General features: G+C 39.9%; 31 protein-coding genes. 27 read left to right on the forward strand and 4 right to left on the reverse strand.

The features are described 5' to 3' along the window. Window positions 1-117 precede the first annotated feature (117 nt). The 4 genes from IRB43_RS02660 (at window position 118) to IRB43_RS02675 (ending at window position 3,555) form a co-directional block, all read left to right on the forward strand. Window positions 118-1,158 carry a YpbB family protein gene (locus IRB43_RS02660; RefSeq protein WP_203361862.1) on the forward strand — a complete coding sequence of 347 codons (1,041 nt, stop codon included), beginning with the start codon at window positions 118-120 and terminating at the stop codon, window positions 1,156-1,158. A gap of 4 nt (window positions 1,159-1,162) precedes the next feature. Beyond that, complete coding sequence (locus tag IRB43_RS02665) at window positions 1,163-2,629, forward strand: RecQ family ATP-dependent DNA helicase (RefSeq protein ID WP_203361863.1); 1,467 nt, start codon at window positions 1,163-1,165, stop codon at window positions 2,627-2,629. Between the two features lie 210 nt (window positions 2,630-2,839). Next, on the forward strand, window positions 2,840-3,256 hold the full coding sequence (locus IRB43_RS02670; protein ID WP_343070783.1) for a CPBP family intramembrane glutamic endopeptidase: 417 nt from the start codon (window positions 2,840-2,842) through the stop codon (window positions 3,254-3,256). Further along, on the forward strand, window positions 3,253-3,555 hold the full coding sequence (locus tag IRB43_RS02675; RefSeq protein ID WP_203361865.1) for a hypothetical protein: 303 nt from the start codon (window positions 3,253-3,255) through the stop codon (window positions 3,553-3,555). Before IRB43_RS02670 ends, IRB43_RS02675 begins: the two co-directional genes overlap by 4 nt. A 47-nt stretch (window positions 3,556-3,602) precedes the next feature. On the opposite strand, the gene IRB43_RS02680 is transcribed toward IRB43_RS02675, so the two are convergent. The 3 genes from IRB43_RS02680 to IRB43_RS02690 are packed head-to-tail and all read right to left on the reverse strand — an operon-like array spanning window position 3,603 to window position 4,682. Continuing rightward, complete coding sequence (locus IRB43_RS02680) at window positions 3,603-4,172, reverse strand: manganese catalase family protein (RefSeq protein WP_203361866.1); 570 nt, start codon at window positions 4,170-4,172, stop codon at window positions 3,603-3,605. Between the two features lie 19 nt (window positions 4,173-4,191). Then, complete coding sequence (locus tag IRB43_RS02685; RefSeq protein ID WP_203361867.1) at window positions 4,192-4,452, reverse strand: spore coat protein CotJB; 261 nt, start codon at window positions 4,450-4,452, stop codon at window positions 4,192-4,194. Beyond that, complete coding sequence (locus tag IRB43_RS02690; protein ID WP_203361868.1) at window positions 4,449-4,682, reverse strand: spore coat associated protein CotJA; 234 nt, start codon at window positions 4,680-4,682, stop codon at window positions 4,449-4,451. Before IRB43_RS02690 ends, IRB43_RS02685 begins: the two co-directional genes overlap by 4 nt. 130 nt (window positions 4,683-4,812) lie before the next feature. Here IRB43_RS02690 and IRB43_RS02695 point away from each other — a divergent pair, with 130 nt between their 5' ends. The 4 genes from IRB43_RS02695 to IRB43_RS02710 all read left to right on the forward strand — a co-directional run bounded on the left by IRB43_RS02695 (window position 4,813) and on the right by IRB43_RS02710 (window position 8,425). Then, the gene (locus IRB43_RS02695; protein ID WP_203361869.1) at window positions 4,813-5,577 is read left to right on the forward strand and encodes a metallophosphoesterase; all 765 of its coding nucleotides are present in this window, start codon (window positions 4,813-4,815) and stop codon (window positions 5,575-5,577) included. A gap of 102 nt (window positions 5,578-5,679) precedes the next feature. Then, complete coding sequence (locus tag IRB43_RS02700; protein ID WP_203361870.1) at window positions 5,680-6,576, forward strand: MerR family transcriptional regulator; 897 nt, start codon at window positions 5,680-5,682, stop codon at window positions 6,574-6,576. Window positions 6,577-6,654: 78 nt separating this feature from the next. Then, on the forward strand, window positions 6,655-7,245 hold the full coding sequence (locus IRB43_RS02705) for an adaptor protein MecA (protein WP_203361871.1): 591 nt from the start codon (window positions 6,655-6,657) through the stop codon (window positions 7,243-7,245). A 205-nt stretch (window positions 7,246-7,450) separates the two neighbouring features. Beyond that, on the forward strand, window positions 7,451-8,425 hold the full coding sequence (locus IRB43_RS02710; protein ID WP_203361872.1) for a YpdA family putative bacillithiol disulfide reductase: 975 nt from the start codon (window positions 7,451-7,453) through the stop codon (window positions 8,423-8,425). Between the two features lie 65 nt (window positions 8,426-8,490). Here the strand turns inward: IRB43_RS02710 and IRB43_RS02715 are convergent, their stop codons facing one another. Continuing rightward, a complete protein-coding gene (locus IRB43_RS02715; RefSeq protein WP_203361873.1) occupies window positions 8,491-9,465 on the reverse strand; it encodes an asparaginase in 975 nt (324 codons plus the stop codon). Window positions 9,466-9,562: 97 nt separating this feature from the next. On the opposite strand from IRB43_RS02715, the gene prsW reads away from it, so the two are divergent. From prsW to hepT, 19 genes are all read left to right on the forward strand, one after another. After that, window positions 9,563-10,249, forward strand: a complete 687-nt coding sequence (prsW, locus tag IRB43_RS02720; protein ID WP_203361874.1) for a glutamic-type intramembrane protease PrsW — start codon at window positions 9,563-9,565, stop codon at window positions 10,247-10,249. 179 nt (window positions 10,250-10,428) lie between these two features. Further along, complete coding sequence (gene sleB, locus IRB43_RS02725) at window positions 10,429-11,142, forward strand: spore cortex-lytic enzyme (protein ID WP_481748107.1); 714 nt, start codon at window positions 10,429-10,431, stop codon at window positions 11,140-11,142. A gap of 14 nt (window positions 11,143-11,156) precedes the next feature. Further along, the gene (gene ypeB, locus IRB43_RS02730; protein WP_203361876.1) at window positions 11,157-12,506 is read left to right on the forward strand and encodes a germination protein YpeB; all 1,350 of its coding nucleotides are present in this window, start codon (window positions 11,157-11,159) and stop codon (window positions 12,504-12,506) included. Window positions 12,507-12,623: 117 nt separating this feature from the next. Further along, window positions 12,624-13,292, forward strand: a complete 669-nt coding sequence (locus IRB43_RS02735; protein ID WP_203361877.1) for a flagellar brake protein — start codon at window positions 12,624-12,626, stop codon at window positions 13,290-13,292. Window positions 13,293-13,379: 87 nt separating this feature from the next. Beyond that, entirely contained in the window at window positions 13,380-14,057 is a 678-nt protein-coding gene (gene cmk / locus IRB43_RS02740) for a (d)CMP kinase (protein WP_203361878.1), read from the forward strand. Further along, window positions 14,054-14,638, forward strand: coding sequence for a lysophospholipid acyltransferase family protein (locus IRB43_RS02745; protein WP_203361879.1), 585 nt, complete (start codon window positions 14,054-14,056; stop codon window positions 14,636-14,638). The genes cmk and IRB43_RS02745 overlap by 4 nt, the downstream gene beginning before the upstream one ends. 99 nt (window positions 14,639-14,737) lie before the next feature. Next, on the forward strand, window positions 14,738-15,886 hold the full coding sequence (gene rpsA / locus IRB43_RS02750) for a 30S ribosomal protein S1 (protein ID WP_203361880.1): 1,149 nt from the start codon (window positions 14,738-14,740) through the stop codon (window positions 15,884-15,886). A 39-nt stretch (window positions 15,887-15,925) separates the two neighbouring features. After that, complete coding sequence (fni, locus tag IRB43_RS02755) at window positions 15,926-16,987, forward strand: type 2 isopentenyl-diphosphate Delta-isomerase (RefSeq protein ID WP_203361881.1); 1,062 nt, start codon at window positions 15,926-15,928, stop codon at window positions 16,985-16,987. A gap of 169 nt (window positions 16,988-17,156) precedes the next feature. Continuing rightward, the gene (gene der, locus IRB43_RS02760; RefSeq protein ID WP_203361882.1) at window positions 17,157-18,467 is read left to right on the forward strand and encodes a ribosome biogenesis GTPase Der; all 1,311 of its coding nucleotides are present in this window, start codon (window positions 17,157-17,159) and stop codon (window positions 18,465-18,467) included. 20 nt (window positions 18,468-18,487) lie between these two features. After that, window positions 18,488-19,543 carry an NAD(P)H-dependent glycerol-3-phosphate dehydrogenase gene (locus IRB43_RS02765; protein WP_203361883.1) on the forward strand — a complete coding sequence of 352 codons (1,056 nt, stop codon included), beginning with the start codon at window positions 18,488-18,490 and terminating at the stop codon, window positions 19,541-19,543. A 241-nt stretch (window positions 19,544-19,784) separates the two neighbouring features. Continuing rightward, window positions 19,785-19,988 (forward strand): DUF2768 domain-containing protein, encoded by a 204-nt coding sequence (locus IRB43_RS02770; protein ID WP_203361884.1) that lies wholly within the window; start codon window positions 19,785-19,787, stop codon window positions 19,986-19,988. A gap of 9 nt (window positions 19,989-19,997) precedes the next feature. Beyond that, window positions 19,998-20,705, forward strand: a complete 708-nt coding sequence (locus tag IRB43_RS02775; RefSeq protein ID WP_203361885.1) for a hypothetical protein — start codon at window positions 19,998-20,000, stop codon at window positions 20,703-20,705. A 229-nt stretch (window positions 20,706-20,934) separates the two neighbouring features. Further along, entirely contained in the window at window positions 20,935-22,413 is a 1,479-nt protein-coding gene (spoIVA, locus tag IRB43_RS02780; RefSeq protein ID WP_203361886.1) for a stage IV sporulation protein A, read from the forward strand. 213 nt (window positions 22,414-22,626) lie between these two features. Beyond that, on the forward strand, window positions 22,627-22,953 hold the full coding sequence (locus IRB43_RS02785) for an HU family DNA-binding protein (RefSeq protein WP_481748108.1): 327 nt from the start codon (window positions 22,627-22,629) through the stop codon (window positions 22,951-22,953). A 236-nt stretch (window positions 22,954-23,189) separates the two neighbouring features. Beyond that, the gene (gene folE, locus IRB43_RS02790; RefSeq protein ID WP_203361888.1) at window positions 23,190-23,756 is read left to right on the forward strand and encodes a GTP cyclohydrolase I FolE; all 567 of its coding nucleotides are present in this window, start codon (window positions 23,190-23,192) and stop codon (window positions 23,754-23,756) included. A gap of 22 nt (window positions 23,757-23,778) precedes the next feature. Beyond that, on the forward strand, window positions 23,779-24,009 hold the full coding sequence (gene mtrB / locus IRB43_RS02795; protein WP_094835406.1) for a trp RNA-binding attenuation protein MtrB: 231 nt from the start codon (window positions 23,779-23,781) through the stop codon (window positions 24,007-24,009). A gap of 277 nt (window positions 24,010-24,286) precedes the next feature. After that, window positions 24,287-25,087: a heptaprenyl diphosphate synthase component 1 gene (locus IRB43_RS02800; protein ID WP_203361889.1), complete on the forward strand. Its 801-nt coding sequence runs from the start codon at window positions 24,287-24,289 to the stop codon at window positions 25,085-25,087. 3 nt (window positions 25,088-25,090) lie between these two features. Further along, a complete protein-coding gene (locus tag IRB43_RS02805; RefSeq protein WP_203361890.1) occupies window positions 25,091-25,798 on the forward strand; it encodes a demethylmenaquinone methyltransferase in 708 nt (235 codons plus the stop codon). Between the two features lie 17 nt (window positions 25,799-25,815). Then, window positions 25,816-26,778 (forward strand): heptaprenyl diphosphate synthase component II, encoded by a 963-nt coding sequence (hepT, locus tag IRB43_RS02810; protein WP_203361891.1) that lies wholly within the window; start codon window positions 25,816-25,818, stop codon window positions 26,776-26,778. Window positions 26,779-26,862: the final 84 nt, after the last annotated feature.

The raw sequence follows: 26,862 nt of genomic DNA on the forward strand, positions 1-26,862 counted from the left end.
TAAAAAGTTCTCTCTCTGAAAATGATAAGGCTTTCATAAATTATCAACACTCTTTCGAGAACATCTGACGTATTTCGTGGTAAAATGGACAAAAGTGAAAAAAAGGAGACGAGAAAGTTGTTCATCCATGCAGTTATGCTATTGATGTTTAAGCAGTTAAACGGCGAGAGAACGGCCTCGTCCATCTATCATTTATTAAAAGGGAAGAAATCTTCTCAAACGATACAAGATGCTCGCTTATTTCAATTCGATCGATGGTTTCAAACGGCACCATTTCTCGAAAGAAATGTATATGATGAATGGATTCAACAATTGTTGAAAATGGGGTATGTGCAAGGTGACTCCAACTGCCTGTTAGTGACGGAAGCAGGCGAACAATGGCTTGCTCATTTTCGCGATACGTTAACGACTCTTGAGCATTTAAACGGTTTGAAACTGCAAGATTGCTCTTTATTGTTTTGGAAAAGGCTGGCGTTGCTTGTTCAAGTGACCTCTCATCTTGTGTACAAGCAAAAGCAGTACCATCCAATTACAAGGGATGAGCCCACTCTTTTTTGGATGAAGCAATTCCTTTCTGAGCAAATGCTATTGAAAGAAGAACTGGCTGTAAAGTTATATGATGAACTGGCAGGCAGTTTAAAAAGTCAAAGCTTTGAAGATCCACTGATACTTGTTCTTCGTTTATCGGGGAACAATAAAACAGGAAAAACCGCTGTGCAAACGGCTGAAATTGTTCATATGGAAGAAACGGAATATTGGTATCGCTTTTTAAATTTGCTTCATTTTTTGATTGAATACATTTATCAGCATGCCTCACAATTTCCATTGTTATACGGAGCCCTTAAGGACATATATGAGTCAGTGAACCTGACGCAATCAACGAAGAAGACGGCGGAGTTACTAAAGAAAGGCTATTCGCTTACAGAAATTGCTCAGCAGCGAAGACTAAAAATGAGCACGGTAGAAGACCATCTTGTTGAACTTGCTTTCAATATGTCTCATTTCCCGCTTGATGAGTATGTGAACGATCAGCAAGCGCAACACATTTTAGCTGTGGCTTTAAAGCAAAGTCATAAAAAGTTAAAGCCCATTAAAGATCAAATTCCAGATGTCACATATTTTCAAATTCGACTAGTATTAGCTAGGCATAGCAGGTGAGGGCATGGCAAAAATAAAGAAAATTCTATTCGAGCAATTTGGTTATTCTCAATTTCGAATGGGGCAAAGGGAAGTCATTGATTCTTTATTAGCAGGGCAGCACACGCTTGCTATGCTACCAACAGGAACAGGCAAATCACTATGTTATCAATTACCTGCCTATGTGCTGTCAGGTAGCGTGATCATTGTTTCCCCGCTTTTGTCACTTATGCAAGACCAAGTAGAGCAGTTAAAGATGCGCGGAGAAAAACGAGTGATTGCCATTAATTCTTTCTTAACTTTTACGGAAAAAAGTCATGTATTGAGCCGCTTGGGCCATTATCGCTTTATTTTCTTATCGCCTGAAATGCTAATGAATCAGTGGATGATTCAAGCGTTACAACAAGTGCACATTGCTTTATTCGTTGTCGATGAAGCGCATTGCATTTCTCAATGGGGACATGATTTTCGTCCGGATTATCTGTTGCTTGGGCAAGTAAGAGAAAAGCTGGGTCATCCGTTAACTTTAGCTTTAACCGCTACGGCTACCTCTGAAGTGAGAAAAGATATTCTTCGTTATTTACACATTGAAGACGCACAGGAATGGGTCTTTTCTGTGGATCGCCCGAATATCGCCATGGTGATTCAGCACTGTTCTTCGAGGGCGGAAAAGTTTGAACGCTTATCTGAGTTAGTTGTTAACTTAGAAAAGCCTGGAATTATTTATTTTTCGAGCCGGCGCGGAGCAGAAGAAGGAGCCGAGTGGTTAAAGCGGCAGGGGGTTCAGCAAACGGCCTTCTATCATGGAGGGATGGTTCAAGAAGACCGGATTTTAATTCAGCAGCAATTTCTCTATGACGAATTAGATGTAATTTGTGCTACCAGCGCCTTTGGAATGGGAGTGAATAAGGAAAACGTTCGATTTGTTATTCATTATCAACTGCCTTCGCAGATGGAATCTTATTTGCAAGAAATTGGCCGTGCAGGAAGGGATGGAGGGCAGTCGCTCGCCGTTTTATTATATACTCCAGGAGATGGAGAACTCCATACGATGATCACAGAAAATGAATTCCCTAACGATTGGCAAATAAAAAATTATTTTCGGTATCAGCCACATCATTCACAAGAAGAACTCATGAATATGCTCGGTTTAAGTGACATTCAGTACCGGTTTGTTTCTCGTTATGCCATGTCGATTGAGGAGGATTCTTTAGATGATAAGATCCGCTTGATCATTAAGCAGCGCGAAAGCAGGTTAACACAAAAAAAACAAAAACTTGATGAGATGCTTCAATGGGTATCGTCTAAAGCGTGTCGCCGGAGAGGGGCTTTGCAATTTTTTGAGGAAAAGGTCAATCAACGGCCGAATCGCTGCTGTGATATTTGCGGCATTCATTTGCCTGATTTCTGCGGGCGGACAAAAGTCGCTACAGAGGAAGCGAACAATGACTGGGAAGCCTTGCTGAAATTGTTATTAAATATTAAAGGATGATCAAGTTTTCGAATGAAAAAAAATAAACAATCCGAACTCATTAAACAAATCACAGATGAGGAACTTTTAAAATCATTATATCTTACACAATTTTTTTTATTGCTTCTTTCATTTATTGCAGGCTTCTTTTTGTTTCCTGATTTTTCATCATTTTACAATTTGTTTCAATGGTCGTTATTCGAAATTGTCATCATAGGGGCAGGAGTAGGAATGATGGTTGTAATATTTGATCTTTCCTTAATGAAATGGTTGCCTGATCGATATTATGATGACGGCGGAATTAATGAGCGGTTATTTGCTCAGCGATCTATTTGGGACATTTTTTGGATCGCGGCGGTAGTGGCCGTTTCCGAAGAAGTTTTTTTTCGGGGGATGTTACAAACCTCTGTAGGGTTGGTCGTCACTAGTTTAATTTTTGCTTTGATTCATATTCGATATTTATCCCAATGGTATTTAACATTGAATGTGGTCCTTTTAAGTTTTGCAATCGGCTGGTTATTTGAATGGACAAACAACCTAGCCGCGACGATTATGATGCATTTTGTAATTGATTTTTTCCTTGGCTTAGCGATTCGAAGACAAGCGAGGAAACAGGCAAGTAGTGTTAGAGAGGAAGAGAATAAATGACAGTAGATCCTTATCGTGAATTAGCGAGAAAGAATCGTCAGGAAATACAAAAAGTTCATGTGGAGAAGCTGGAATCTAACGAAATAGAAAATCATTCCCGCATAAAGAGGAGAGAAGAACAAGAACAGCAACAACGCCAAAATCCGTTATTAAAAATCCTGTTATTCTCATTTATTTTAATTCCCATTTTAACGGGTTTATGGTATTCGTACGAACAAAGCAAAAAAGAACCGTCTAATTCCGAAGTGATTGAAAAAGCATATAGCTTAGAGGAGATGACCGAGGTCATAGATGAATAAAAGGGCGGAGACAAGCACTCCAGCCCTTTTTATTATATATGATGACCTTAAAAGAATTTCTTTCGATCGCGTTCCTCTTTTAAAATCTCTACCGCTTCTCGGAACCGTTGCGAGTGAATCACTTCTCTCTCCCTTAAGAAGCGGAGGCCATCATTTAAATCAGGGTCATCGCTGACATCGATGATCCATTGATACGTCGCCCGCGCTTTTTCTTCTGCAGCAATATCTTCGTACAAGTCAGCAATCGGATCTCCTTTCGCCTGAATATAGGTGGCTGTGAAGGGAACCCCACCTGCATTTTCATAAAATAAGGCGCGGTCATGATTGACATAATGAGCTCCTAGTCCAGCAGCCTTCATTTGCTCAGGTGTCGCGTCTTTTGTAAGCTTATATACCATTGTGGCAATCATTTCTAAATGCCCTAATTCTTCTGTGGCAATGTCGGTTAATAATCCAACAACAGATCCTGGAATGGTATAGCGCTGGTTCATGTAGCGTAAAGCGGCGGCAAGTTCCCCGTCTGCTCCGCCGTATTGCTCAATTAAATATTTGGCTAAAGTAGGGTTGCATGTACTTACTTTCACTGGATATTGTAGCTTTTTTTCGTAAATCCACATGTTGTTCTCCTCTCTTAGTTTATACTTGCCAAGGCCACGGTTCTTCTTTATAGTCGAAAGGGTGATGGGAATAGCTGTAGCCAAAGCTTGTCATCGCTCCGTATTTTTTCTCAAATGCTTTTTTCAGTGTTTTGCTCGATCTCACCATTTGGTTGTATTGTTGTACAGCTTGCAGATCATCGGGGTGGGTGTGCAAATAAAGGGTTAATTCTACGATCACAAAGTCAGTCGCTTGAATTTGTTCAAGTTCACGATAATATTCTTGAGAAAGCGACTTCATTTTTTAGCTCCCTCCTTTGGTTCTTTAAATGGAAAGTAAGGATCGAAAAAAGCCTTCCATAACGTTCCTTTTTGCAAGGCGGCTAGAGGGGGAAATTGCTCTAGACCCGGCGGTTGAAACCCTATAAATAATTGCGGACCAGTTGAGTATCTTTTTATTTTAATGGGTGGACAAGGGTCCATCGGGCTGATAAAAGGCCGATACGTTCGATACCATTGATTTTTGTCCATGCCTTGCCTCCTTATATCGTCTATTCTTCAATCTATTGTATGGGCGATTGGAGTGAGATATTATTGATTTTTAAGAGGATTTGAATGAATGAAATGATTGGTTAAATTTGTATTAGAGGATGTAGCGTATATGATATGGTTAATACTCGGAATAATTTCGTTTGGAGTGGCTTTACTGCTTTATATGTGGAAAGAAGCTCATGGAAACAAAGTGAAGGAAGAAACAATTGTATTGAACAGCTACCCGGGAAAAGAACCGTTTACGTTCTTTTTTATTTCGGACATTCATAGGAGGAAAATCCATCCATCGATTATTGAAGCCATTAAAGGAAGAGCAGAACTCATCATAATCGGGGGAGATTTAGCCGAGAAAAGGGTAAGCTTTGAACGAATCGCTTATAATTTGCAATTATTAAGGGAGGTTGCTCCTGTTTTTTTTGTGTGGGGTAATAATGATTATGAACTCCCAAAACAATCATTTGAGCAATTATTAAAAGCGCATGACGTAGTGATGTTGCGGAATGAATCATTTTGTGTTCAAACAGTGGAAGGAAAAGAGATTTATTTATTAGGTGTAGACGATTTAAGTGTCGGCTACAGTGATAAAGAAAGTACCTTTAAACAGGTGCCAGACGAAAGTTTTAAAATCCTGCTTAGCCATAACCCGTTATTTATTAGGCGAATGATGGAAAAAGATCAAGTGGCTCTTTTTTTGAGCGGTCATACACACGGGGGACAGATTCGACTGTTAGGAATGGGATTATATAAACAAGGCGGCTGGACACAAAGAGGAAATATGATGGTGCTTGTCAGCAACGGCTACGGAACGAGTGCTCTTCCTCTTCGATTGGGAGCGAAAGCCGAGACGCACTTGATCACCATTATGTCTTCTTGAGTGAGTACAAAAGGTGAAAATGACCTATACAAATTTTACACAGATCAGCCTTCGCTATATAATGGGGGTAATATGTGAAGGTGTAGAGAGGAAGTTGAAGAAATGAGCGAAGGTAAATACAATATTAAGGCGGTTTCCAATTTAGTTGGCATCCAACCAGGAACCCTTCGTGCTTGGGAAAGACGGTATAAAATATTAAATCCTGTTCGAAACGATTCGGGGCACCGGTTATATACAGAAGAGGACGTAAAAAAGTTAAAATGGCTCGTCGAGAAAGTCAACCGGGGGTTTACGATTAGTCAAGCGGTTTCATTAATGGATCAGCACGAAGTAGGTTTAGATCAACAGGTCACTTCACACGCACACGAGGAGCAATCCTCTCTTTCTGAAGAACTATTGCGGGCCTTGCTTTCTTTTGATGAAGTAAAGGCACAACAATTAATTAACCAAGCCTTCTCGTTGTATACGATTGATAAAGTAACGGTTGAAATATTAGCAGAGCTGCTTGTTCGAATCGGGTATATGTGGGAAAAAGGAGAAATTACAACGGCTCATGAGCACTTTGCCACTTCGATTTTACGCTCACGAATCGGCATGATTATGCATTCTTTTCCTCATAATGGCATCCTTCCTAAAGTGGTAGCTGTATGTGGTCCAGGAGAGTGGCATGAGCTCGGCTTGCTCATCTTTACTTTATTTGTTCGCCGGCGAGGCTATGAAGTGATTTATTTAGGTTCGAGTTTAAAAGACGGAGATATAGAAGTCGTTTTAGATACAGTGAAACCAAAGTTTCTCTTTCTTTCAGTCACTTTAATGGAAAACTTACCTAAAACGCTGCAATTAATCGATCAGCTGAAGGCAGAGCAAGCGGATCTTCAGATTGGCATCGGTGGAGCAGCTGTGAATGAAATGGCTGAACAGCTAGCGAAAAGCTATGAACAGCATATCGTTGGTCACACGAAAGAAGAATGGGAAGATTGGCTGAATCAGCAAATATAATCATGCGTTTATAACTCACCATCTCTGCTTCTTATCATAGTATGTGTTAAAGAGGTCCTTTAAAGCAGGGGGCAGCAGATGATGAGGATAGAAAGATTATCAGAGAATAAAGTGAAGCTTTCCGTTACTTATGATGAGTTAAGAAAAAGAGGCTGTTTAAAGAAACATATTTTGGAGGATTCTTTTATTTGGCATGAAATCTTTGATGAAATGTTAGATGCCATTGAAGAGCAGTTAAATATTGACACAGAAGGAATGATCGCTATTGAAGTACATTCGATGGCGGGGGATGAGTTAGTGCTTATTTTAACGATTGAGCATTTAGACTTTTTTGATAAGTTGGAGGATGTGGCAGGAGGAAAAAGTGATGAACACGGCTTTGAACAAACCATTAAGTTTTTAGATATTGAAGATCTCATTGGCCTCGTTCACGATGATCCAAGAATCCGCTCCATTTCAAGCTCGCTGTTTTATTTTAAAGGAGCGTACTATGTGAATTTTTCCTTTGACTTTGATAGTCAATTCGATGTCTTTGAAGCTGTCTTAATGGAATATGGGATGTATTCGAGTTTACCAGAAGAAATGCTTAAGGAATATGCGTTGACGATCATTCCTTCCAACGCTATGAGAAAGCTTTATCAGTATTTTATTAAGCGTGTGTCAAGCTGAAATCGTTGAAATTAGCTGTTCTTTCTCCTATCATTTAAATGGATAGGAGATTTTTTTTGAAAAGCTTTGTTAACGTGTCGTGTGGATTGTTGACCTATTTGAATGAAATGAGAAGAAAACGTCCGGTAAGCTTATTTTTCGACAAAGCCTTACGGAAATAATGCTGCAGTGAAAAGATAGATGTTGGAAACGAGGAGTGAGTAAGATGCAGAAGGAAGATTGTATTATTGTAGGCGGAGGGCCTTGTGGGCTTTCTGCCGCTATTGCGTTAATGGAGATCGGAAAACGCCCGCTTGTCATTGAAAAGGGAAACATCGTTCATTCTATTTATAATTATCCAACGCACCAAACTTTTTTTAGTTCAAGTGAAAAGTTGGCGATTGGTGATGTGCCATTTATTATCGAGGGACGGAAACCGAAACGAAATCAGGCTCTCACTTATTATCGAGAAGTCGTCAAATTAAAAGATATTCGGGTCAATCGCTATGAAACGGTTCATAAAGTCGAGAAACAGGAAAATGGCTTATTTCATGTGTATACTTCTAAAGCACAATATGAAACACCTTACGTCGTCATTGCTACCGGTTATTACGACCATCCTAATATGATGAACGTAAAAGGAGAGCATCTTTCGAAGGTGTTTCACTATTTTAAGGAAGCACATCCTTATTTCGATATGGATGCTGTCGTTATTGGCGGCAAAAATTCCTCTGTCGATGCTGCGCTAGAGCTGCATAAGGCGGGGGCTAGAGTGACTGTTCTTTACCGCGGAAGTGAATATTCACCAAGCATCAAGCCGTGGATTCTTCCTGAATTTGAGGCATTAGTGAGAAATGGGGAGATTCGCATGGAATTTCAAGCTGTGGTGAAGGAAATGACAGAAGAAGAAGTCATATATGAGCAAAACGGTGAGTTGAAACGATTGAAAAATGATGTGGTGTTCGCCATGACAGGGTATCATCCGGACCATGAATTTTTAAAGACAATGGGTGTAAAGATCGATATTGAAAGCGGTCGACCGCATTATGATCCGGAGACGATGGAAACGAATGTGAACGGGATTTTCATTGCAGGGGTGATTGCTGCTGGGAATAATGCCAATGAAATTTTTATTGAAAATGGTCGATTTCATGGGGGAGACATTGCTAAGGCTATTGCTTTTCGAGAAGAAATAGAATAAAAGTAGGCGGAGCGATCGGTTATTTGATTGCTCCGCCTTTTGAACAATGAATGGCGTGAAGCTCGTTAATTAAATATGTTTTCGAGAGCAGTAGCATCGTATTTTGCCGATAAGGCGATTAAAAGTTTGATTCGGGCTTTTTGGCCATTTAAACCATTAGAGAAAATCACTCCGAACTCTTTTAACTGTTTGCCACCGCCTTCATACCCATAAACGTCCTGTACAATGCCGTTAAAGCACCGAGACACAAGGACGATGGGGATTTGCTGTCTAACCAACTCTTTTACCCCGGCAACAGCAGCAGGAGGGAGGTTTCCTTGACCAAGCGCTTCAATAACGACGCCATCGTAATGGAGCTCATGTAAAGCTGATAAAAGAGAAGCATCCATTCCGGCGTAGGCTTTAATGAGAGCGACTCGCTGATCAATAGTTGTGACATCGATTTGTTGTCGCTTCGTCGGCACATGATGAAATACGATTTTACTTTTCGTCACAATGCCGATAGGTCCATATTGTGGACTCTGAAAAGTGGAAATATTACTGGTGTGTGTTTTTGTAACGTTTTCGGCTGAATGAATTTCATCATTTAAAACAACTAATACTCCTTTCCCTCTAGCGGAGTCACAAGCGGCCACCTGAACGGCACTTAGTAAATTATATAGTCCATCTGCTCCAAGTTCATTGCTCGATCGCATCGCCCCTGTAAGGACGATAGGTACATCAGTTGATAATGTTAAGTGGAGAAAGTAGGCTGTTTCTTCTAGCGTATCTGTTCCATGTGTGATCACCACCCCGTCAAACGCTTCTTTTCGCAGCCGCTCCTCGATTAGTTGTTTCAAGTGCAGCATTTCTTTTGGTGTGATGTGAGGGGATGGTAAATGAAAAGGCTCTACCGTTGTAACATGAGCTGCTTCGTTTAATAAGCTAGTGGATAGAAGCAGAGGATTTTGTTCCCCTGGTGTCACAGCACCGGATTGTTTATCCTCCATCATCGAGATGGTTCCCCCTGTATGTATAACAAAGACGTGTTTTTTAGACAAAAGAACAAACCTCCTAATTCTTTTTGCAAATTTTGTATTTTCAATCCCTTTTATTAATGATACGATGAAGAAAACAGAAAGAAAAGAGGACAGATGGATGCTGGCAATCTTTTCGGCAGGGATCGCACCAGGGCTTGCGCTATTATGCTATTTTTATCTTCGCGATAAATATGAAACAGAGCCTGTCACTACTGTAGCGAAAGCTTTCATTTATGGGGCGTTACTTACATTTCCAACCATGTTTATTCAATATGTTTTGGCAGAAGAAGGGATCACGTTTTCCACTATAATCGAAGCCCTTTTTACGGTCGGATTTCTTGAAGAGTTTGTAAAATGGTTTATTTTATTTTATTTAATTTATCAACATGTTGATTTTGATGAGCCCTATGACGGCATTGTGTATGCGACGAGTGTGTCTTTAGGGTTTGCTACGATTGAAAATGTACTTTATTTACTTGCTCACGGGGTGGAACATGCTTTTGTAAGGGCGCTTTTACCTGTATCCAGCCACGCGTTATTTGGAGTAGTGATGGGCTTTTATTTAGGAAAAGCGAAGTTTCATCGAGATGGAAGAGAGAAGACATATTTATTCTTAGCTTTTCTCATTCCGTTTTTGCTGCACGGATTCTTTGACTATATTTTATATTTAGAAACCATTTGGGTCTATTATATTGTTCCTTTTATGTTTTTCCTATGGTGGTTTGCTCTAAGAAAAGTAAAGCAAGCACATATTTTAACTGAACAGCATCATCGCGAATTATTTCAAGAAAGAAGCTCTTCATGAAAAGGGCTTCTTTTTTGTGTTTCTGGATCATTTTAACAGTGGAAAGCTGTTTGATTATGAAACTTTACTGAATAAAAAAAGGTTAGCAGAAAAAACTACGAATACACATCATACTTCATGTGGAGGGTAAAAAAATGCGAATGGGTGCAAGAGTCATAAAGACAGCAATCGCTTTTGTTATGCTACTTAGCTTGGTGATTGGGGGGCTATTTATTTCACCGTTATATACATCCGCTTTTTCAGGGCAAGTCATTCAAAAGGGGGCTTATGGAGACGATGTTATTGAGCTGCAGACTAGGCTGAAATATGTTGGTTATTATAAGGGGAGAGTAGATGGTGTTTATGGATGGGGAACGTATTGGGCTGTTCGAAACTTTCAAAAGGCCTTTGGTTTGCCTGTCGATGGTCTCGTTGGTCAAACAACAAAAAATAAACTAATTAAAGCCTCTAAATATAATAAAAGTTATGTAAAAAATCAGAGCAGCAGTAGGAAATCCTATAATAACAAAGCAGCAGCGACAAGTGTGCCAGGAGGTTTTTCTCAAAATGAGATTCGTTTAATGGCTAATGCTGTCCATGGTGAAGCGCGTGGAGAGCCATATGAAGGACAGGTAGCAGTAGCAGCTGTTATTTTAAATCGAGTGGCTAGTCAAAATTTTCCTAATACTGTATCAGGGGTTATTTTTGAACCGAGAGCTTTTACAGCAGTGGCCGATGGACAAATTTGGTTGACGCCAAATGAGACGTCGAAACGGGCGGTGATTGATGCCCTTAATGGATGGGATCCTACGAACAATGCGTTATATTATTTTAACCCGAACACTGCAACGAGCAAGTGGATTTGGACGCGTCCGCAAATTAAACGAATTGGTAAGCATATTTTCTGCAAATAAGGAGGGAAGCAGTTATGTTGCGAATACTAACGATGGTTTTTCTATCATTAGTAGCGGTGGGGACAGGCCTTTGGGGATATCAAGAGCATCGTGAAAAAAACGCGGTATTAATTAATGCCGAAAACAGTTATCAGCGGGCATTCCATGATTTAACGTACGAAGTGGATAAACTTCATGATCAAATCGGCGCAACGTTAGCGATGAATACGCGACATTCTCTATCCCCTGCTTTAGCAGATGTATGGAGATTAACTTCACAGGCACACAGCGATGTCGGACAATTGCCGCTCACTTTATTACCTTTTAATAAAACGGAAGAATTTCTAGGGAATATTGGAGATTTCAGTTATAAAGCAGCAGTGAGAGATTTAGAGAAAGAGCCCTTAACGGATCAAGAGTATAATCATTTAAAGAATTTATATAAGCAGTCAGCCGATATTCAAAATGAATTACGAAAAGTACAACATATGGTACTGAAAAACAACTTGCGTTGGATGGATGTAGAGCTGGCGTTAGCAACGAACAAAGAAGGAGCAGATAATACAATTATTGATGGATTCAAAACGGTAGAGAAGAGATCGGAAGGCTTTAGTGAATCATATGTGAACAGTTTGCCTGGACAAGCAAAGCAATTGACTCATCATCAGTTGCAAAAATTGAAAGAAACCGCGATTTCTAAAAAAGAAGCTGTTCAACAAGCAAAAACATTTACAAACATCAAAAATCCGGAACAAGTAAAGATAACAAAAAGCGGGAAGGGCTCTGATTTCTCTTTCTATAGTATTAATATGAAAGGCGGAAATGGGGAGAAAGCAAGTATTGATGTGACTAGAAAAGGGGGCCATCCTATTTGGTTCATTATCAATAGGGACATTAAGCAGCCAACGATCGGATTAAATGAAGCAAATCATCAAGCGGCGGCTTTTTTAAAGAAGCATCAATTTACAGATTTAGAACTGGATGATAGTACGCAATATGATCATATAGGGGTATTTACTTTCATTGGAAAGCAAGATGGTGTGCGAATTTATCCAGATGCAGTGAAAGTAAAGGTGGCGCTAGATAATGGGCAGATTATTGGTGTCACAGCCAATGAATATTTAGAAAACCATCGCACAAGAAAGTTCTCGAAGCCGGCTATACCTGAAGGTAAAGCTCAAAGCTTTATTAATCCAAAAGTGAAAATAGAAGAAAAGCGGTTAGCAATTATTGAAAATGCATTAAATCAAGAAGTTCTTTGTTATGAATTTTTAGGAACGCTTGGAGAGGACACGTATCGAATTTTAATTAATGCCAAAGATGGGCGGGAGGAACAAGTAGAGAAATTACGCAATGCGGAGCCGGTCTATGAAAATGTATTGTAAATGATGGGGATAGTATTCTTACATTGCATTTTCAGAAATCACCATCTATAATTTGGATTATACCCATTATAGTAAAATTGAACTATGGGCAGTCAGAAATTAGGGTGAGGGATTGTAATGCTTAAAGTAGGAATAGATTTAATGCTTGAGCCGTTAGATGTGTCAGATGAAGAGGAAAAAGAAGCTTACCGCTGCAAGGTGGCAGATATAAAAGATGGTCAAGTATTTATTAATTACCCCGTGAATATAAAATCGAACCGCACGGTCTTATTGATGGACAATACCGAGTTAACAGCGGAATTTATCGACCCGACAGCCGCTTCTGCGGTGTATGTATTTAGTACAAAAGTCATTGGTCGGGTCAAACATTCTATTCCGTTGTTAGTTTTGCAGGATCCTGGTTTGGAGAAGTATCAACGAATTCAGCGGCGTAAATATGTACGTGTGTCCACAGCCGCAGATGTAGCTGTGCACTTAGAGGCACAAGCCCCTTTTACTGCCGTGACGATTGATTTAAGTGCTGGCGGATTAGCTATTCCTGTTCCTAGCGGGATGGACATAAAGCAAGGAGATCAAGGAAAAGTGTTTCTTTCCATTCCATTTGAGTCTGGAGATCATCATTATTTTGAATTAACAGCTAAAGTGGTAAGGGTGTATGAAGAGGAAAAAAGCAATCGAACCATTGCTTCTCTCCAACTAAATGATATGTCTAGAGTAGAACAGCAATTATTGATGCGCTTTTGTTTTGAGCGTCAAATTATTTTAAAAAGAAAAGGACTCGTATAAAGGTTGCCTTTTACCGAGTTTTTTTTTGAAGAATATCTTTTCATCGTATGGTAAAATGAAAGGACAAATTGATTAGAAGGTGAAATAATGACGAAACCAATGCAAATTGCCATCGACGGACCAGCTGCTGCAGGAAAAAGTACAGTAGCGAAAATAATTGCGGAGAAATTATCATATGTTTATATCGACACTGGTGCGATGTATCGAGCACTTACTTATAAAGCTTTACAGCAGCATGTAGACCCGGAAAGCGAGAGCGATTTATTACAGCTGCTTCAGCATATAGAAATAGTGTTAAAGCCTGGAGAAAACGGGCAACAGGTGTTTGTTGACGAGCAAGATGTAACGAATGAAATTAGAACGAATGACGTGACAAATACGGTTTCCTTCATCGCGAAACATCCTTTAGTGAGACAAGAGATGGTGAAACGTCAACAAGCGTTTGCTAAAGCTGGAGGAGTAGTGATGGATGGACGAGACATCGGCACTCACGTACTGCCAAAGGCGGAAGTCAAAATTTTTCTGAAGGCAAGCACAGAAGAACGTGCAAAAAGAAGATATAATGAGAATCTTTCGAAAGGAATTCCTTCAGATTTAGAGAAATTAAAAGAAGAGATTACTCTTCGCGATCAAATTGATTCAGAAAGAGCAGCTGCTCCATTAAAGAAAGCGGATGATGCGATTGAGCTCGATACGACATCTTTAACAATTGACGATGTTGTAGAAAAAATTATGGCGGTAGTAAAAGAGGAGAAGGTAAAATGACGACCTTTTATTCGATTGCCAAGACGGTCGTGAAGACGATCTTAATGCCGATGTATCGAATCGAAGTTCATGGGAGAGAACATTTCCCAAAGGACGGAGGGGTGCTTCTCTGTGCTAATCATATTGATAATTTAGATCCCCCTGTCGTCGGAATTACAGCCCCGAGGACGGTCTCCTTTATGGCTAAAGAAGAGCTGTTTGAAGTCCCGATCCTTGGAAAAATGATCTCTCAGTTGCAAGCATTTCCGGTAAAAAGAGGAATGAGCGATCGCGAAGCATTACGAAAAGGACTAAACTTCTTGAAAGAGGGAAAAGTATTGGGTCTCTTTCCAGAAGGGACGCGATCCAAAACAGGAGAGATTGGCAAAGGGCTAGCCGGTGCCGGTTTTTTTGCCCTTCGCACGGAGGCATATGTTGTACCTTGTGCGATTGTAGGTCCGTATAAGCTTTTTCGTAAACTAAAAGTGATTTATGGCCCGCCGATTGATATGTCAGAACTTCGCGAAAGAAAAGCGAATGCGGATGAAGTAACGGAAATTATTATGAGCCGTATCCGTCAGTTACATGACAGTCATAAATAAAAGCTTCTTGCTTGACAAATGGCTGTAATTGTTAGAAGTTAATAGAAAGAATATTTATTTAACTAAATGTTAGCAGTTTCGTATTAAGGAGGAGTACATATGACAGAGGATATGAACCAAGTAGAAGTGAACAACTATGCAGTAGGCGACAAAGTCCAAGCAACAGTGGTGAAAGTGGAAGAGAAGCAAGTGCAAGTTGAAATTGAAGGAAGCAAAAAATACGGTATCATCCCAATCAGTGAACTATCCAGCCTTCATGTGGAAAAAGCTACAGATGTAGTAAATGAGGGCGATAAGCTTGAACTGCTCGTAACAAAAGAAGAAGACGATCTTTATGTTCTTTCTAAGCGCAAAGCGGATGCCGATAAAGCGTGGGAAGAAATGAACAAGCGTTTTGAAGCTGGTGAAGTGTTTGAGGCTGAAATTAAAGAAGTAGTGAAAGGCGGACTTGTTGTTGATCTTGGCGTTCGCGGTTTTATTCCTGCTTCATTAGTTGAAGATCATTATGTGGAAGATTTTGAAGATTATAAAGGTAAAACATTAAGTTTGAAAATCGTGGAATTAGAACAAGAGAAAAACCGACTGATTTTATCTCATCGAGCAGTTCTTGATTTAATGAAAGCAGAAAATAAAAAGAAAGTACTGTCAGAAATTCAAGCAGGTGATGTGTTAGAAGGTAAAGTGCAGCGACTCACTGACTTTGGCGCCTTTGTCGATATTGGCGGGGTAGATGGACTTGTTCATATCTCTCAACTGTCACACGAACATGTAGATAAACCTTCTGATGTCATTAAAGAAGGGCAAGAAGTGAAAGTGAAAGTATTATCTGTTGATCGGGATAGCGAAAGAATTTCTTTATCCATTAAAGAAACTTTGCCTGGACCATGGACGAACATCGCAGATAAGGCACCAATCGGTTCTGAATTAACTGGAAAAGTAAAACGCCTTGTATCATACGGAGCGTTTGTTGAAGTATTCCCAGGTGTGGAAGGGCTCGTTCATATTTCACAAATCTCTAACAAACACATTGGCACACCGCATGAAGTGCTCCAAGAAGGGCAAGAAGTGAACGTGAAAGTTCTTGATGTGAACGAAGAGGAAAACCGTTTATCTTTAAGCATCAAGCAATTACAAGAGGCAGAAGTGGAACCTGAAGAGAGTGCTTACGAAATGCCTGAAGAAAGCACAGGCTTCCAACTTGGAGAAATGATTGGAGATAAATTAAAAGGATTAAAAAACAATAATTAAATAGGTAAAACTATTTGAATGAGAAAATGGTGATGAGTTGTGACTAGGGAACAAAGAAAAAGAGAACATATTCAATATGCACTCTCTACAGGCCAAAGTCGTGCGACTGGCTTTGATGACATTGACATCGTTCACCAAAGTCTTCCAAACATCGCTTTGAATGACCTCTCCATTCAAACTAAAATTGGCGAACTTACTTTAAGTTCGCCAATTTTTATCAATGCGATGACTGGGGGCGGAGGTAGAGAAACGGAAAAAATTAATGAGAACTTATCTATAGCAGCACGGGAGTCTGGTGTAGCCATGGCAGTAGGATCACAAATGTCCGCCATTAAAAATCATGCTGAAAGACAAACCTTTCGCGTCGTTCGTCAAATGAACCCGAAAGGAATCATATTAGCTAATATTGGCAGTGAGGCGACGATCGAACAGGCCGCAATGGCTGTCGAGATGCTTGAAGCGGATGCGCTGCAAATTCATTTAAATGTGATTCAAGAATTGGCGATGCCCGAAGGAGACCGTAACTTTTTCGGCGCTTATGAGCGGATTCAGGCGATCACAGAGTCCTTGCCAGTGCCTGTCATTGTAAAGGAAACCGGATTCGGCTTAAGCAAAGAAGCGGTCAATCAATTATCTGCTTTACCGTTAGCTGCTATTGATGTGGGCGGTTTTGGCGGAACTAATTTTGCTGCTATTGAAAATGCTCGCAGGAATAGGGCTCTTGCTTATTTTAATAACTGGGGCATTTCTACAGTTGCATCCATTGTCGAAGCAAGGCAAACAGCACCTCAACATTTAAATGTCATCGCTTCTGGCGGTATACAGCATAGCTTAGATGTGTTAAAAGCCCTTATACTTGGAGCTGATGCAGTTGGAATGGCAGGGTTTCTGCTGAAAACCTTGTTGCAGGAAGGGTTTGAGTCGTTGTTAGTAGAAATAAACGAACTGCATGAAGATTTAAAAATGATGATGTGTGCTTTAGGTGCTACTACTGTAGAAGAATTGCATCGCGTACCTGTGGTGATTAAAGGAGAAACTTATCATTGGTTGGATGTGCGAGGGTTTGAGCCAAGGGGTTTGAGTCAAAGACCTTTCAAGTAAACTCCCTCAACTAGAACTCTTTCATGGTTTTGGTTGCTTGCTAAGGAGAATATTGATAAAATGGATAAGTTCAGAAAACCCTTCTACGTCAGAAGGGTTTTATTTATACGGACGTAGACAATAATGATGATAACCAAAATAGAATGTAAGTGTGGAAAGGATGAATAAAATGGTGAAACCAGTAGTCGCCATTGTAGGGCGCCCGAATGTAGGGAAATCAACCATTTTCAACCGAATTGTCGGCGAAAGGATTTCAATCGTCGAAGATATTCCTGGTGTAACAAGAGATCGAATTTATAGTTCAGGAGAATGGTTAAATCATGAATTTAACCTTATTGATACCGGTGGAATTGATTTAGGAGATGAACCGTTTTTAGAGCAAATTCGTCAACAGGCGGAAATTGCCATCGAAGAGGCGGATGTGATCATCTTTTTAGCAAGTGGAAGAGAGGGTGTGACTTCAGCTGATGAGGAAGTTGCAAAAATCTTATACCGCTCCAAAAAACCAATCGTTCTTGCTGTAAATAAAGTGGACAATCCAGAAATGCGCAGTCAAATTTATGACTTTTATTCTTTAGGTTTTGGGGAGCCGTTTCCGATCTCCGGTGCGCATGGAATTGGATTAGGAGATATGTTAGATGCGGTCGTCGCCCATTTTCCACAAGTGGATGAAGAGGACTATGATCCAGATGTCATTAAATTCTCGTTAATTGGTCGTCCGAATGTAGGGAAGTCTTCTCTAGTCAATGCCTTGCTAGGGGAAGAAAGAGTCATTGTAAGTAATGTGGCTGGAACGACGAGAGATGCTATTGATTCTCCATATATGTACGATGGACAAGAGTATGTCATTATTGATACAGCAGGCATGAGGAAAAAAGGGAAAGTATACGAAACGACAGAAAAATATAGTGTTTTGCGTGCGTTACGGGCGATTGAACGATCTGATGTGGTGCTAGTAGTGATTAATGCGGAAGAAGGCATTCGCGAGCAAGACAAGCATATTGCTGGTTATGCCCATGAAGCTGGACGGGCGGTCGTCATCGTTGTGAATAAATGGGATGCGATTGAAAAAGATGAGAAAACGATGAAGGAATTTGAACAAAGTATTCGCAGTCATTTCTTGTTCTTAGATTATGCGCCGATCGTCTTCTTATCCGCGAAAACAAAAAAACGGGTTCATACGCTGTTGCCAGTCATTGATCAAGCGAGTGAAAATCACGCGATGCGCGTACAGTCTAGTGTGCTCAATGATGTCATCATGGATGCGGTAGCTATGAATCCTACTCCATCAGATAAAGGAAAGCGATTAAGAATTTATTATGCCACACAAGTAGCCGTGAAGCCGCCTACTTTTGTGGTGTTTGTGAATGAACCGGAACTCATGCACTTTTCTTATGAACGTTTCTTAGAAAATCGAATTCGTGATGCGTTTGGCTTTGAAGGAACACCAATTCGCATTCTTTCACGTGCTCGAAAATAATGAAAAGCTGGTGAAAAAACATGAAGAAGAAGGAACAAATAGCTGTTGTTGGAGCTGGAAGCTGGGGGACTGCTTTAGCTCTTGTGCTTGCTGATAATGGCCATGATGTTCGTTTATGGGCAAATAATCAAGCGCGCATTCAAGAAATCAATGAACAGCATACGAATCATCAATACTTGCCGAATATTGAGCTTCCTGCAAATATTGTGGGCTATCATTCTATGGCGGAAGTTTTGGATGGGATTGATTTAATGGTGTTGGCAGTACCAACAAAAGCGATTCGTGAAGTGCTTCGTTCTGTCCAAAAACATCAAACCAAACCGCTGACCATTATTCATGTTAGTAAAGGAATCGAACCGGATACACTTTTGCGCATTTCTGAAATGATTGAAGAAGAAATGCCGAAAGAGCTTTGCCAGGCTATTGTTGTTCTATCTGGTCCTAGCCATGCGGAAGAGGTGAGTCTGCGTCATCCAACAACGGTAACGGTCTCCTCGAAAGATATGGAAGCAGCCGAAAGAGTTCAAGATATCTTTATGAATCAGCATTTTCGCGTATATACGAACTCAGACGTAGTCGGAGTCGAGATTGGCGGGGCCTTAAAAAATATTATTGCTTTAGCTGCAGGGATTTCCGATGGTCTAGGTTATGGAGACAATGCAAAAGCGGCCTTAATTACGAGAGGGCTAGCCGAAATCGCTCGACTAGGAACAAAAATGGGAGCGAAGCCGCTGACTTTCTCTGGACTGACCGGTATTGGCGATTTAATTGTTACTTGTACGAGTGTTCATTCCCGTAACTGGCGTGCGGGGAATATGCTCGGTCAAGGGAAAAAACTAGAAGAAGTATTGGCCAATATGGGGATGGTGGTTGAAGGGGTTCGGACGACGAAAGCTGCTCGACAATTATCTCTTAAGTATCATGTGAAGATGCCAATCACTGAAGCACTTTACGGCATATTATTCGAAGACCATGATCCAAAAGCTGTCGTTGACGAATTAATGGCTCGTATGAAAACACATGAAATGGAAGACTTAGTAAATGTATATGAAGATCGTCAATCTGATGAAATATAGAGACGTTCGCTGAGTCAAAAGTCAGAACCTCCCCATATAATATGGTGAGAAAGCCAGCGATATTAGGAGATGGCGGTCGAATCAGCTGAGGCAGTGAAACAGTCTGCTTCAGCTTTTTTTTGAATCCAGCTGAATTAGTACATAGACGAGCTTCATAGAGCTGGATTTCAACACGTTCAAGGTCCAATTTAGCTAGTGATTGTGATATAATCAGGTCGATAACTGAAAGGGGTAGTGCAAGATGTCACCATCAATGTTAAATATGTGGATTTCTTTTGCCGGTATGGGACTTATGATTCTCGCCGTCATGATGATTTATTTAAGTCGTTATAAAATGAAAAATGGTTTTTTTAAATTCATCTCTGCTATGTTGGCGTATGCTTGTTTGATTATTGGTGGAATGATCATGGTGTATATCGTGTTCAGCGGGCCAACAGGAGCTTAGGGGGCAACAATGAAAAAATATTCAATCATCGTATTATTTATTCTTATTTCTTCCATTATGAGCGGCTGTATGTTTCCGGAAGATCAGTTAGCGGCTAATCAAGTGCCGTATGAAGATCAAGTACAGTCGGTGCAAACGGCAGTAAATCAATATAAAGAGCAAAATGGCGGCCTCTTACCTATTAAAAACAAAGAAGCTGATACGCCATTATACGAAAAGTATCCGATTGATTTTAAAAAGTTAGCCCCGCAATTTATGGCAGAACCTCCAGGGAATGCTTTTGAATCAGGGGGGATCTTTCAATACGTTCTAATAGATGTTGAGAAAAACCCGACTGTGAAACTGATTGATTTAAGAATGGCGGAGCAAATTCGTGATATACAATTGCGTGTCAAGTCCCATAAATATCCACCGTATCATAGAGAGTTAGCTCCTAATGTGTATTCATTAAAATACAAGGAGCTTGGCTATGAAGAAGAGCCTTATGTGGTTAGTCCATACTCCAATAACAATTTGCCACTCGTGATTTCAGGAGATGGCACTATTTATGTTGATTACAGCAGTGATTTGTATTCAGCCTTGCAAACAGCAAAAGATAAGCCGAAAAAAGGAGAGGATATTCGTCCATTACTTTGTCAAGATTCTTTAATTGCTCCAGGATTTTCCCTTCCTTATACAGTAGATGAAAAGAATGTGCCTGTTTTTATGGCGAAATAAAGTGACACTTCAATCAGTGAGGGCTGTATCTCTTGTTGATTGTGTGAGTTTAACAGCCTGTTAATGCGGGATAAATAGAAAGAAAGAGACCTCAGTTTGCCTATTGGGGTCTCTTTTTTTCTATCTATTATTTTCAGGCATATAAAATAGGGACAACATCATACAATTTAATGTATGAGAAGCGGACTGCTACTAGAAAACGTATGCAATAAAGCAGGGAGGGAATCAAGTGGAAAAAACAGATGTTTTTAAAGATATAGCGGAACGCACAGGAGGAGATATTTATTTAGGCGTTGTAGGAGCTGTTCGAACAGGCAAATCGACGTTCATTAAGAAATTTATGGAGCAGCTTGTGCTTCCAAAAATAGAGAATGAAGCAGAACGAGCTCGTGCGCTTGATGAACTGCCGCAAAGTGCAGCTGGAAAAACAATCATGACGACTGAACCTAAATTTGTGCCAAATCAGGCTATCTCCATTCAAGTAGACGATGGCCTTGATGTGAATATTCGCCTTGTTGATTGTGTAGGGTATGTGATTCCGGAAGCGAAAGGATACGAGGATGAGAATGGGCCGAGAATGATAAATACACCTTGGTTTGAAGAGCCGATTCCCTTTCATGAAGCAGCGGAAATAGGCACTCGCAAAGTCATTCAGGAACACTCCACGATTGGTGTAGTGATCACAACAGACGGTACAGTAGGAGAGATTCCTAGAGAAAATTACCTTGATGCAGAAGAGAGAATCATCAACGAACTAAAAGAAGTGGGAAAACCGTTTATTATGATTGTTAACTCTGCTAGGCCATTTCATCCAGAAACAGACAGTTTACGAGACAGCTTGATCGAAAAATATGATATTCCTGTTATTTCTATGTCAGTAGAAAGCATGAGAGAAACTGATGTGATTAATGTGCTCAAGGAAGCGCTATTTGAATTTCCTGTTCATGAAGTGAATGTGAACTTGCCGGGCTGGGTGATGGTGTTGAAAGATAATCATTGGCTCCGAGGACATTATCAAGAGGCAATTAAAGAAACAGTGCAAGATATTAAGCGGCTTAGAGATGTGGATCGCATTGTTCAGCAATTCGATGATTATGAGTTTATTGAAAGTGCCGGATTAGCAGGTATGGATATGGGGCAAGGGGTGGCAGAAATCGATCTATTTGCTCCAGATGAGTTATATGATCAAGTGCTGAAAGAGATTGTTGGAGTTGATATACGTGGGAAAGATCATTTGCTGGAGTTAATGCAAGACTTTGCAAATGCGAAAAGGGAATACGATCAAGTGTCAGACGCTTTAAGAATGGTAAAGCAGACGGGTTATGGTGTTGCGGCGCCTTCCCTTGAAGATATGAGCCTTGATGAGCCAGAAATTATTCGTCAAGGATCCCGATTTGGTGTTCGTTTAAAAGCGGTCGCTCCATCGATTCATATGATTAAGGTGGATGTAGAATCAGAATTTGCTCCAATCATTGGAACAGAAAAGCAAAGCGAGGAGCTCGTTCGTTATTTAATGCAAGATTTTGAAGATGATCCGTTATCTATTTGGAATTCAGATATATTTGGCAGAAATTTAAGTTCCATCGTTCGCGAAGGAATTCAAGGGAAACTGGCTTTAATGCCGGAAAACGCAAGATATAAACTGAAAGAAACGTTAGAGCGGATCATTAATGAAGGTTCAGGAGGGATGATCGCTATTATTTTATAAATATACTGATGCTCCAGACTCTCTATTTAAGGAGGGTCTGTTTTGTATTTTTTACTAAACGATGAAAGAATGGTTAAAACTTAAGGGATTCTGCTTGATAAGCCAATTCTTATGTGATAATCTTTTAACAGAATTAATGCAGGAACATTGATTCTATAGCTTTTTTTTAGTTTTATGTATAGAATTAGAAAAAATAGCTTACTAATGAAAGTAATGGATAATAATACAAAACTTTCGTTGATCCCTCTTTGGGAGGAGGTGAATGGCATGAATAAAACAGATTTAATTAATCAAGTTGCAGAAGCAGCTGAACTATCCAAAAAAGATGCTACTAAAGCGGTTGAGGCCGTTTTTGATGCCATCCAAAGCACGTTAGCAAACGGCGATAAAGTTCAATTAATCGGTTTTGGTAACTTTGAAGTGCGTGAGCGTTCTGCTCGTAAAGGACGTAATCCTCAAACAGGTGAAGAAATTGAAATCGCTGCTAGCAAAGTACCTGCGTTTAAACCAGGTAAAGCATTGAAAGATGCGGTAAAATAATTACATAGCCTTTTGGCTAATAGGAGACCTCAAAAAGGTCTCCTTTTCTCATATTTAGGCTCTGTTATGTGGCAAAGACTGGTCCGTCTTATGTTTGCTGAGAGTCTAAACAGCCGCTTCCGTTTTTCTAAATAGAACACTTCTCTTTGATGTGGTTGTGGCGTTGTGCTAATATTTATATTGTTATAGTGTAAAGTGATATTTTATTTTATGTTAATGGAGAGGGTTGTATAGATATGGCTGAAGTAAATCGTGCTCAGATTGAAGAAGCAGTTAGATTAATATTAGAAGCAGTAGGAGAAGATCCGAATCGTGAAGGGCTGTTAGATACGCCTAAGCGAGTAGCAAAGATGTATGAAGAGGTTTTCTCTGGTTTAAATAAAGATCCGAAAGAATATTTTGAAACGGTTTTCGGAGAAGATTATGAAGAATTAGTGTTAGTGAAAGATATTCCGTTTTATTCGATGTGTGAACATCATCTTGTGCCTTTCTTTGGTCATGCTCACGTGGCTTATTTTCCGAAGAATGGAAAAGTGACAGGTTTAAGCAAGTTAGCTCGCGCAGTAGAAACGGTCGCACGACGTCCACAGTTACAAGAGCGCATTACGTCCGAAGTAGCTGATGCCATTATGGAAAAGCTTGAACCCCATGGCGTAATGGTCGTAGTTGAAGCAGAACATATGTGCATGGCGATGCGAGGAGTGAAAAAGCCTGGTTCAAAAACAGTAACGACGGCTGCAAGAGGTAAATATGCTGATGATGTACAGGCTCGTTCTGAACTTCTTCAACTAATTAAAGGTTAAGAAAAGGAAGGTAGGATGAGGCATGAAGTTAAATCAAGCTGACTACATCATGATTCGTGCGCTTGAAGATGGTGTAAATGTAATTGGATTAACAAGAGGGTCAGATACTCGCTTTCATCACTCGGAAAAGCTAGACCGAGGTGAAGTGATGGTTGCTCAATTCACAGAGCATACTTCAGCCATTAAAGTTCGCGGTAAAGCCGAAATTGTGACAAGTTTTGGACAAATGGAAAGCGGAAGTGTGAAAGAATAGAGCCGGATAAGAAGGAGGGCTATCCAGTATAGTGCCGAGCTTCTCTGCCAACGTCAATATATAGTGTTCCTCCTAGTATTTATGCTATATCAGACGGTGGAGAAGGCTGGCTCTTTTTTATTTTATGAAAAGGAGCCTTCTCTGTTCAATTTCTCTACATCGGTTCGTATTTAGCGAGTAAATGTGATATAATGTTGCTTGTTTTATAACATGATGAAATAAAAAATAGTACATAAATAATCATAATAAAAAGAAACGGGATTAAGGGGTTAAGACGATGAATGAATGGCTACAACAAAAATCATTAATTGAAAAAGAGGTCCAATATAAACTTTCCTATCCTTATTTGCGAAAGTATATTGATAAGCCTGATATTGACGAAACTCGTCTGGAGATATTAATGTTTCCGTTTAACACAGAACGCTTATCTTCCTCTGAAACAAAACAATATATTACAACTGCCACGCTGATTCAAATCGCTCTTGATACCCATGAAAAAGTGACAGCTTCCTCAAGTGATATTATAAAAGAACAACAGCTAACTGTTTTGGCTGGTGATTATTTCAGTGGTTTATATTATCAGATTCTCGCTGATTTGAATGATGTTCATATGATTCGAACACTTGCAGATGCAGTAAAAAGTATTAATGAAAACAAGATTGCCTTATACCAAAAAGAACGATATTCCATTGAAGCGATCATGGAGAGTGTTTATAAAATAGAGACTGAGATTGTCGAGAGGTTTTATCGGTTTTTCGATGTTCAATACCTTTTTTCAGGTGTTTCGCATGTATTGTTTGTTAAAAGGTTGCTGAAGGAAAAGGAAGCCTTTTTTGCAGGTGAGAAAGCCATTGTGATCGATTCTCTTAAACAGATGAAGTTCCCTGAGGTAAAAGGATCGCTTTCGATGGAGCAACAGCAAAGTCTTTTTGATATTTGTGAAGAATATATTAGAAAAGCAAGAACAGCTGTCGAACAAATGTTGAGCACAGAGCTCGTTCATGAACCGATCCTTCATCTTTTCGAAAAAATGTCAGCTGAATTTTTTGGAAATAAAACTTATGTGGAAGAAGGGTAAATAATGCAACAATCAAAGGAAGAAAGAGTACATGGGGTCTTTGAAAAAATTTCGAACAACTATGACCATATGAATTCTTTAATTAGTTTTCAGCAGCATAAACGCTGGAGAAAAGATACGATGAAAAAGATGGCTGTAAAAAAAGGAGCGAAAGCTTTAGATGTATGCTGCGGGACCGGCGACTGGACGATGGCGCTTGCCGAGGCTGTCGGAAAGGAAGGCAAAGTCATTGGGCTTGATTTCAGCCATAATATGCTAGAGGTCGGCCGCGAAAAAATTAAAGCGGAGAATTTGGCTCAAGTTGAGATGATTCAAGGAAATGCAATGGAGCTTCCATTTGAGGACAACACATTTGATTATGTGACGATTGGCTTTGGATTGCGCAATGTACCAGACTACATGCATGTTCTTAAAGAAATGAACCGGGTATTAAAGCCTGGGGGCATGGCAGTATGCTTAGAAACGTCACAACCGACAATGATCGGTTACCGACAACTGTACTTTTTGTATTTCCGCTTTATTATGCCGCTGTTCGGTAAGCTGTTTGCGAAAAGTTATAAAGAATATTCTTGGTTGCAAGAATCTGCTCGTGATTTCCCTGGCATGAAAGAACTTGCCCGTATGTTTGAACAGGCTGGATTGGTCAACGTCAGCTATAAGCCACATACAGGAGGAGTAGCAGCAACCCATATTGGTTATAAACAAAAGTAAATAAGTTGGGTGAAAACATGAAGTTAAATATGCTGTATTCGTTTTTAAAAGCGGATATTGATTTAATTGAAAAAGAATTGGAACAAGCTATCTCTTCTCAATCACCATCGTTGCGTGATGCGTCCCTTCATCTGTTGCAAGCGGGCGGAAAGCGAATTCGCCCAGTATTTGTTTTACTTTCTGCAAAATTTGGCCATTATGAAATTGAGAAAGTAAAAAATGTGGCTGTGGCTTTAGAACTTATTCATATGGCATCCCTCGTTCATGATGATGTCATTGATAATGCTGAGCTTAGAAGGGGAAAACCAACGGTGAAAGCGGAATGGGATAATCGTGTCGCTATGTATACAGGCGATTATATTTTTGCTCGTTCGCTTGAATATATGACAAGCATTGAGAACATTGAGGCTCATCGGATTTTGTCCAATACAATTGTCGAAGTATGCGTAGGTGAAATTGTTCAAATTAAAGATAAATATCGCTATGAACAAAACTTGCGGGATTATTTACGGAGAATTAAACGTAAAACAGCGCTGTTAATTGCGGCTAGCTGTCAGCTCGGAGCAATTTCTGCGGATGTTCCAAAAGACATTCATCAAAAGCTCTATCAATTTGGCTATAATGTTGGAATGGCTTTTCAAATAACGGATGATATTCTTGACTTTACGGCAACGGAAGCCCAACTTGGAAAGCCTGCTGGAAGTGATTTATGGCAAGGAAATATTACTTTACCTGTGCTCTATGCGATGCAGGATGAGAAGCTGAAACAGAAAATTATTCAAGTGAATGAACAGACGACAAAAGCGGAAATGAATGAAATCATTACATTATTGAAACAAAGTGACGCGATTGAACGGGCACATGCATTAAGTCAGCGTTATTTAAATCGGGCATTAGATATATTAAAGGAGCTGCCTTCTAACCGAAATAAAAAATCGTTGCGCGACATTGCCAAGTATATTGGTAAACGAAAATATTAGTTTTTTTACGAAAAGATTGTCAAGCTGACCAATCAATGTTACTATTTTGAAGGATTCATTATTTTTTAAAAAAAATTACATAAT

This window comes from Bacillus sp. REN10, from assembly GCF_016820555.1.
Taxonomy (GTDB): Bacteria; Bacillota; Bacilli; order Bacillales; family Domibacillaceae; genus Bacillus_CE.

Coding starts and splice junctions, on each gene's coding strand:
- IRB43_RS02665 (WP_203361863.1), top strand. CDS start 1,163: ATGGCAAAAATAAAGAAAATTCTATTCGAGCAATTTGGTTATTCTCAA.
- IRB43_RS02670 (WP_343070783.1), top strand. CDS start 2,840: ATGATGGTTGTAATATTTGATCTTTCCTTAATGAAATGGTTGCCTGAT.
- IRB43_RS02675 (WP_203361865.1), top strand. CDS start 3,253: ATGACAGTAGATCCTTATCGTGAATTAGCGAGAAAGAATCGTCAGGAA.
- IRB43_RS02680 (WP_203361866.1), bottom strand. CDS start 4,172: ATGTGGATTTACGAAAAAAAGCTACAATATCCAGTGAAAGTAAGTACA.
- IRB43_RS02685 (WP_203361867.1), bottom strand. CDS start 4,452: ATGAAGTCGCTTTCTCAAGAATATTATCGTGAACTTGAACAAATTCAA.
- IRB43_RS02690 (WP_203361868.1), bottom strand. CDS start 4,682: ATGGACAAAAATCAATGGTATCGAACGTATCGGCCTTTTATCAGCCCG.
- IRB43_RS02695 (WP_203361869.1), top strand. CDS start 4,813: ATGATATGGTTAATACTCGGAATAATTTCGTTTGGAGTGGCTTTACTG.
- IRB43_RS02700 (WP_203361870.1), top strand. CDS start 5,680: ATGAGCGAAGGTAAATACAATATTAAGGCGGTTTCCAATTTAGTTGGC.
- IRB43_RS02705 (WP_203361871.1), top strand. CDS start 6,655: ATGATGAGGATAGAAAGATTATCAGAGAATAAAGTGAAGCTTTCCGTT.
- IRB43_RS02710 (WP_203361872.1), top strand. CDS start 7,451: ATGCAGAAGGAAGATTGTATTATTGTAGGCGGAGGGCCTTGTGGGCTT.
- prsW (WP_203361874.1), top strand. CDS start 9,563: ATGCTGGCAATCTTTTCGGCAGGGATCGCACCAGGGCTTGCGCTATTA.
- sleB (WP_481748107.1), top strand. CDS start 10,429: ATGCTACTTAGCTTGGTGATTGGGGGGCTATTTATTTCACCGTTATAT.
- ypeB (WP_203361876.1), top strand. CDS start 11,157: ATGTTGCGAATACTAACGATGGTTTTTCTATCATTAGTAGCGGTGGGG.
- IRB43_RS02735 (WP_203361877.1), top strand. CDS start 12,624: ATGCTTAAAGTAGGAATAGATTTAATGCTTGAGCCGTTAGATGTGTCA.
- cmk (WP_203361878.1), top strand. CDS start 13,380: ATGACGAAACCAATGCAAATTGCCATCGACGGACCAGCTGCTGCAGGA.
- IRB43_RS02745 (WP_203361879.1), top strand. CDS start 14,054: ATGACGACCTTTTATTCGATTGCCAAGACGGTCGTGAAGACGATCTTA.
- rpsA (WP_203361880.1), top strand. CDS start 14,738: ATGACAGAGGATATGAACCAAGTAGAAGTGAACAACTATGCAGTAGGC.
- der (WP_203361882.1), top strand. CDS start 17,157: ATGGTGAAACCAGTAGTCGCCATTGTAGGGCGCCCGAATGTAGGGAAA.
- IRB43_RS02765 (WP_203361883.1), top strand. CDS start 18,488: ATGAAGAAGAAGGAACAAATAGCTGTTGTTGGAGCTGGAAGCTGGGGG.
- IRB43_RS02770 (WP_203361884.1), top strand. CDS start 19,785: ATGTCACCATCAATGTTAAATATGTGGATTTCTTTTGCCGGTATGGGA.
- IRB43_RS02775 (WP_203361885.1), top strand. CDS start 19,998: ATGAAAAAATATTCAATCATCGTATTATTTATTCTTATTTCTTCCATT.
- IRB43_RS02785 (WP_481748108.1), top strand. CDS start 22,627: ATGGATAATAATACAAAACTTTCGTTGATCCCTCTTTGGGAGGAGGTG.
- folE (WP_203361888.1), top strand. CDS start 23,190: ATGGCTGAAGTAAATCGTGCTCAGATTGAAGAAGCAGTTAGATTAATA.
- mtrB (WP_094835406.1), top strand. CDS start 23,779: ATGAAGTTAAATCAAGCTGACTACATCATGATTCGTGCGCTTGAAGAT.
- IRB43_RS02800 (WP_203361889.1), top strand. CDS start 24,287: ATGAATGAATGGCTACAACAAAAATCATTAATTGAAAAAGAGGTCCAA.
- IRB43_RS02805 (WP_203361890.1), top strand. CDS start 25,091: ATGCAACAATCAAAGGAAGAAAGAGTACATGGGGTCTTTGAAAAAATT.
- hepT (WP_203361891.1), top strand. CDS start 25,816: ATGAAGTTAAATATGCTGTATTCGTTTTTAAAAGCGGATATTGATTTA.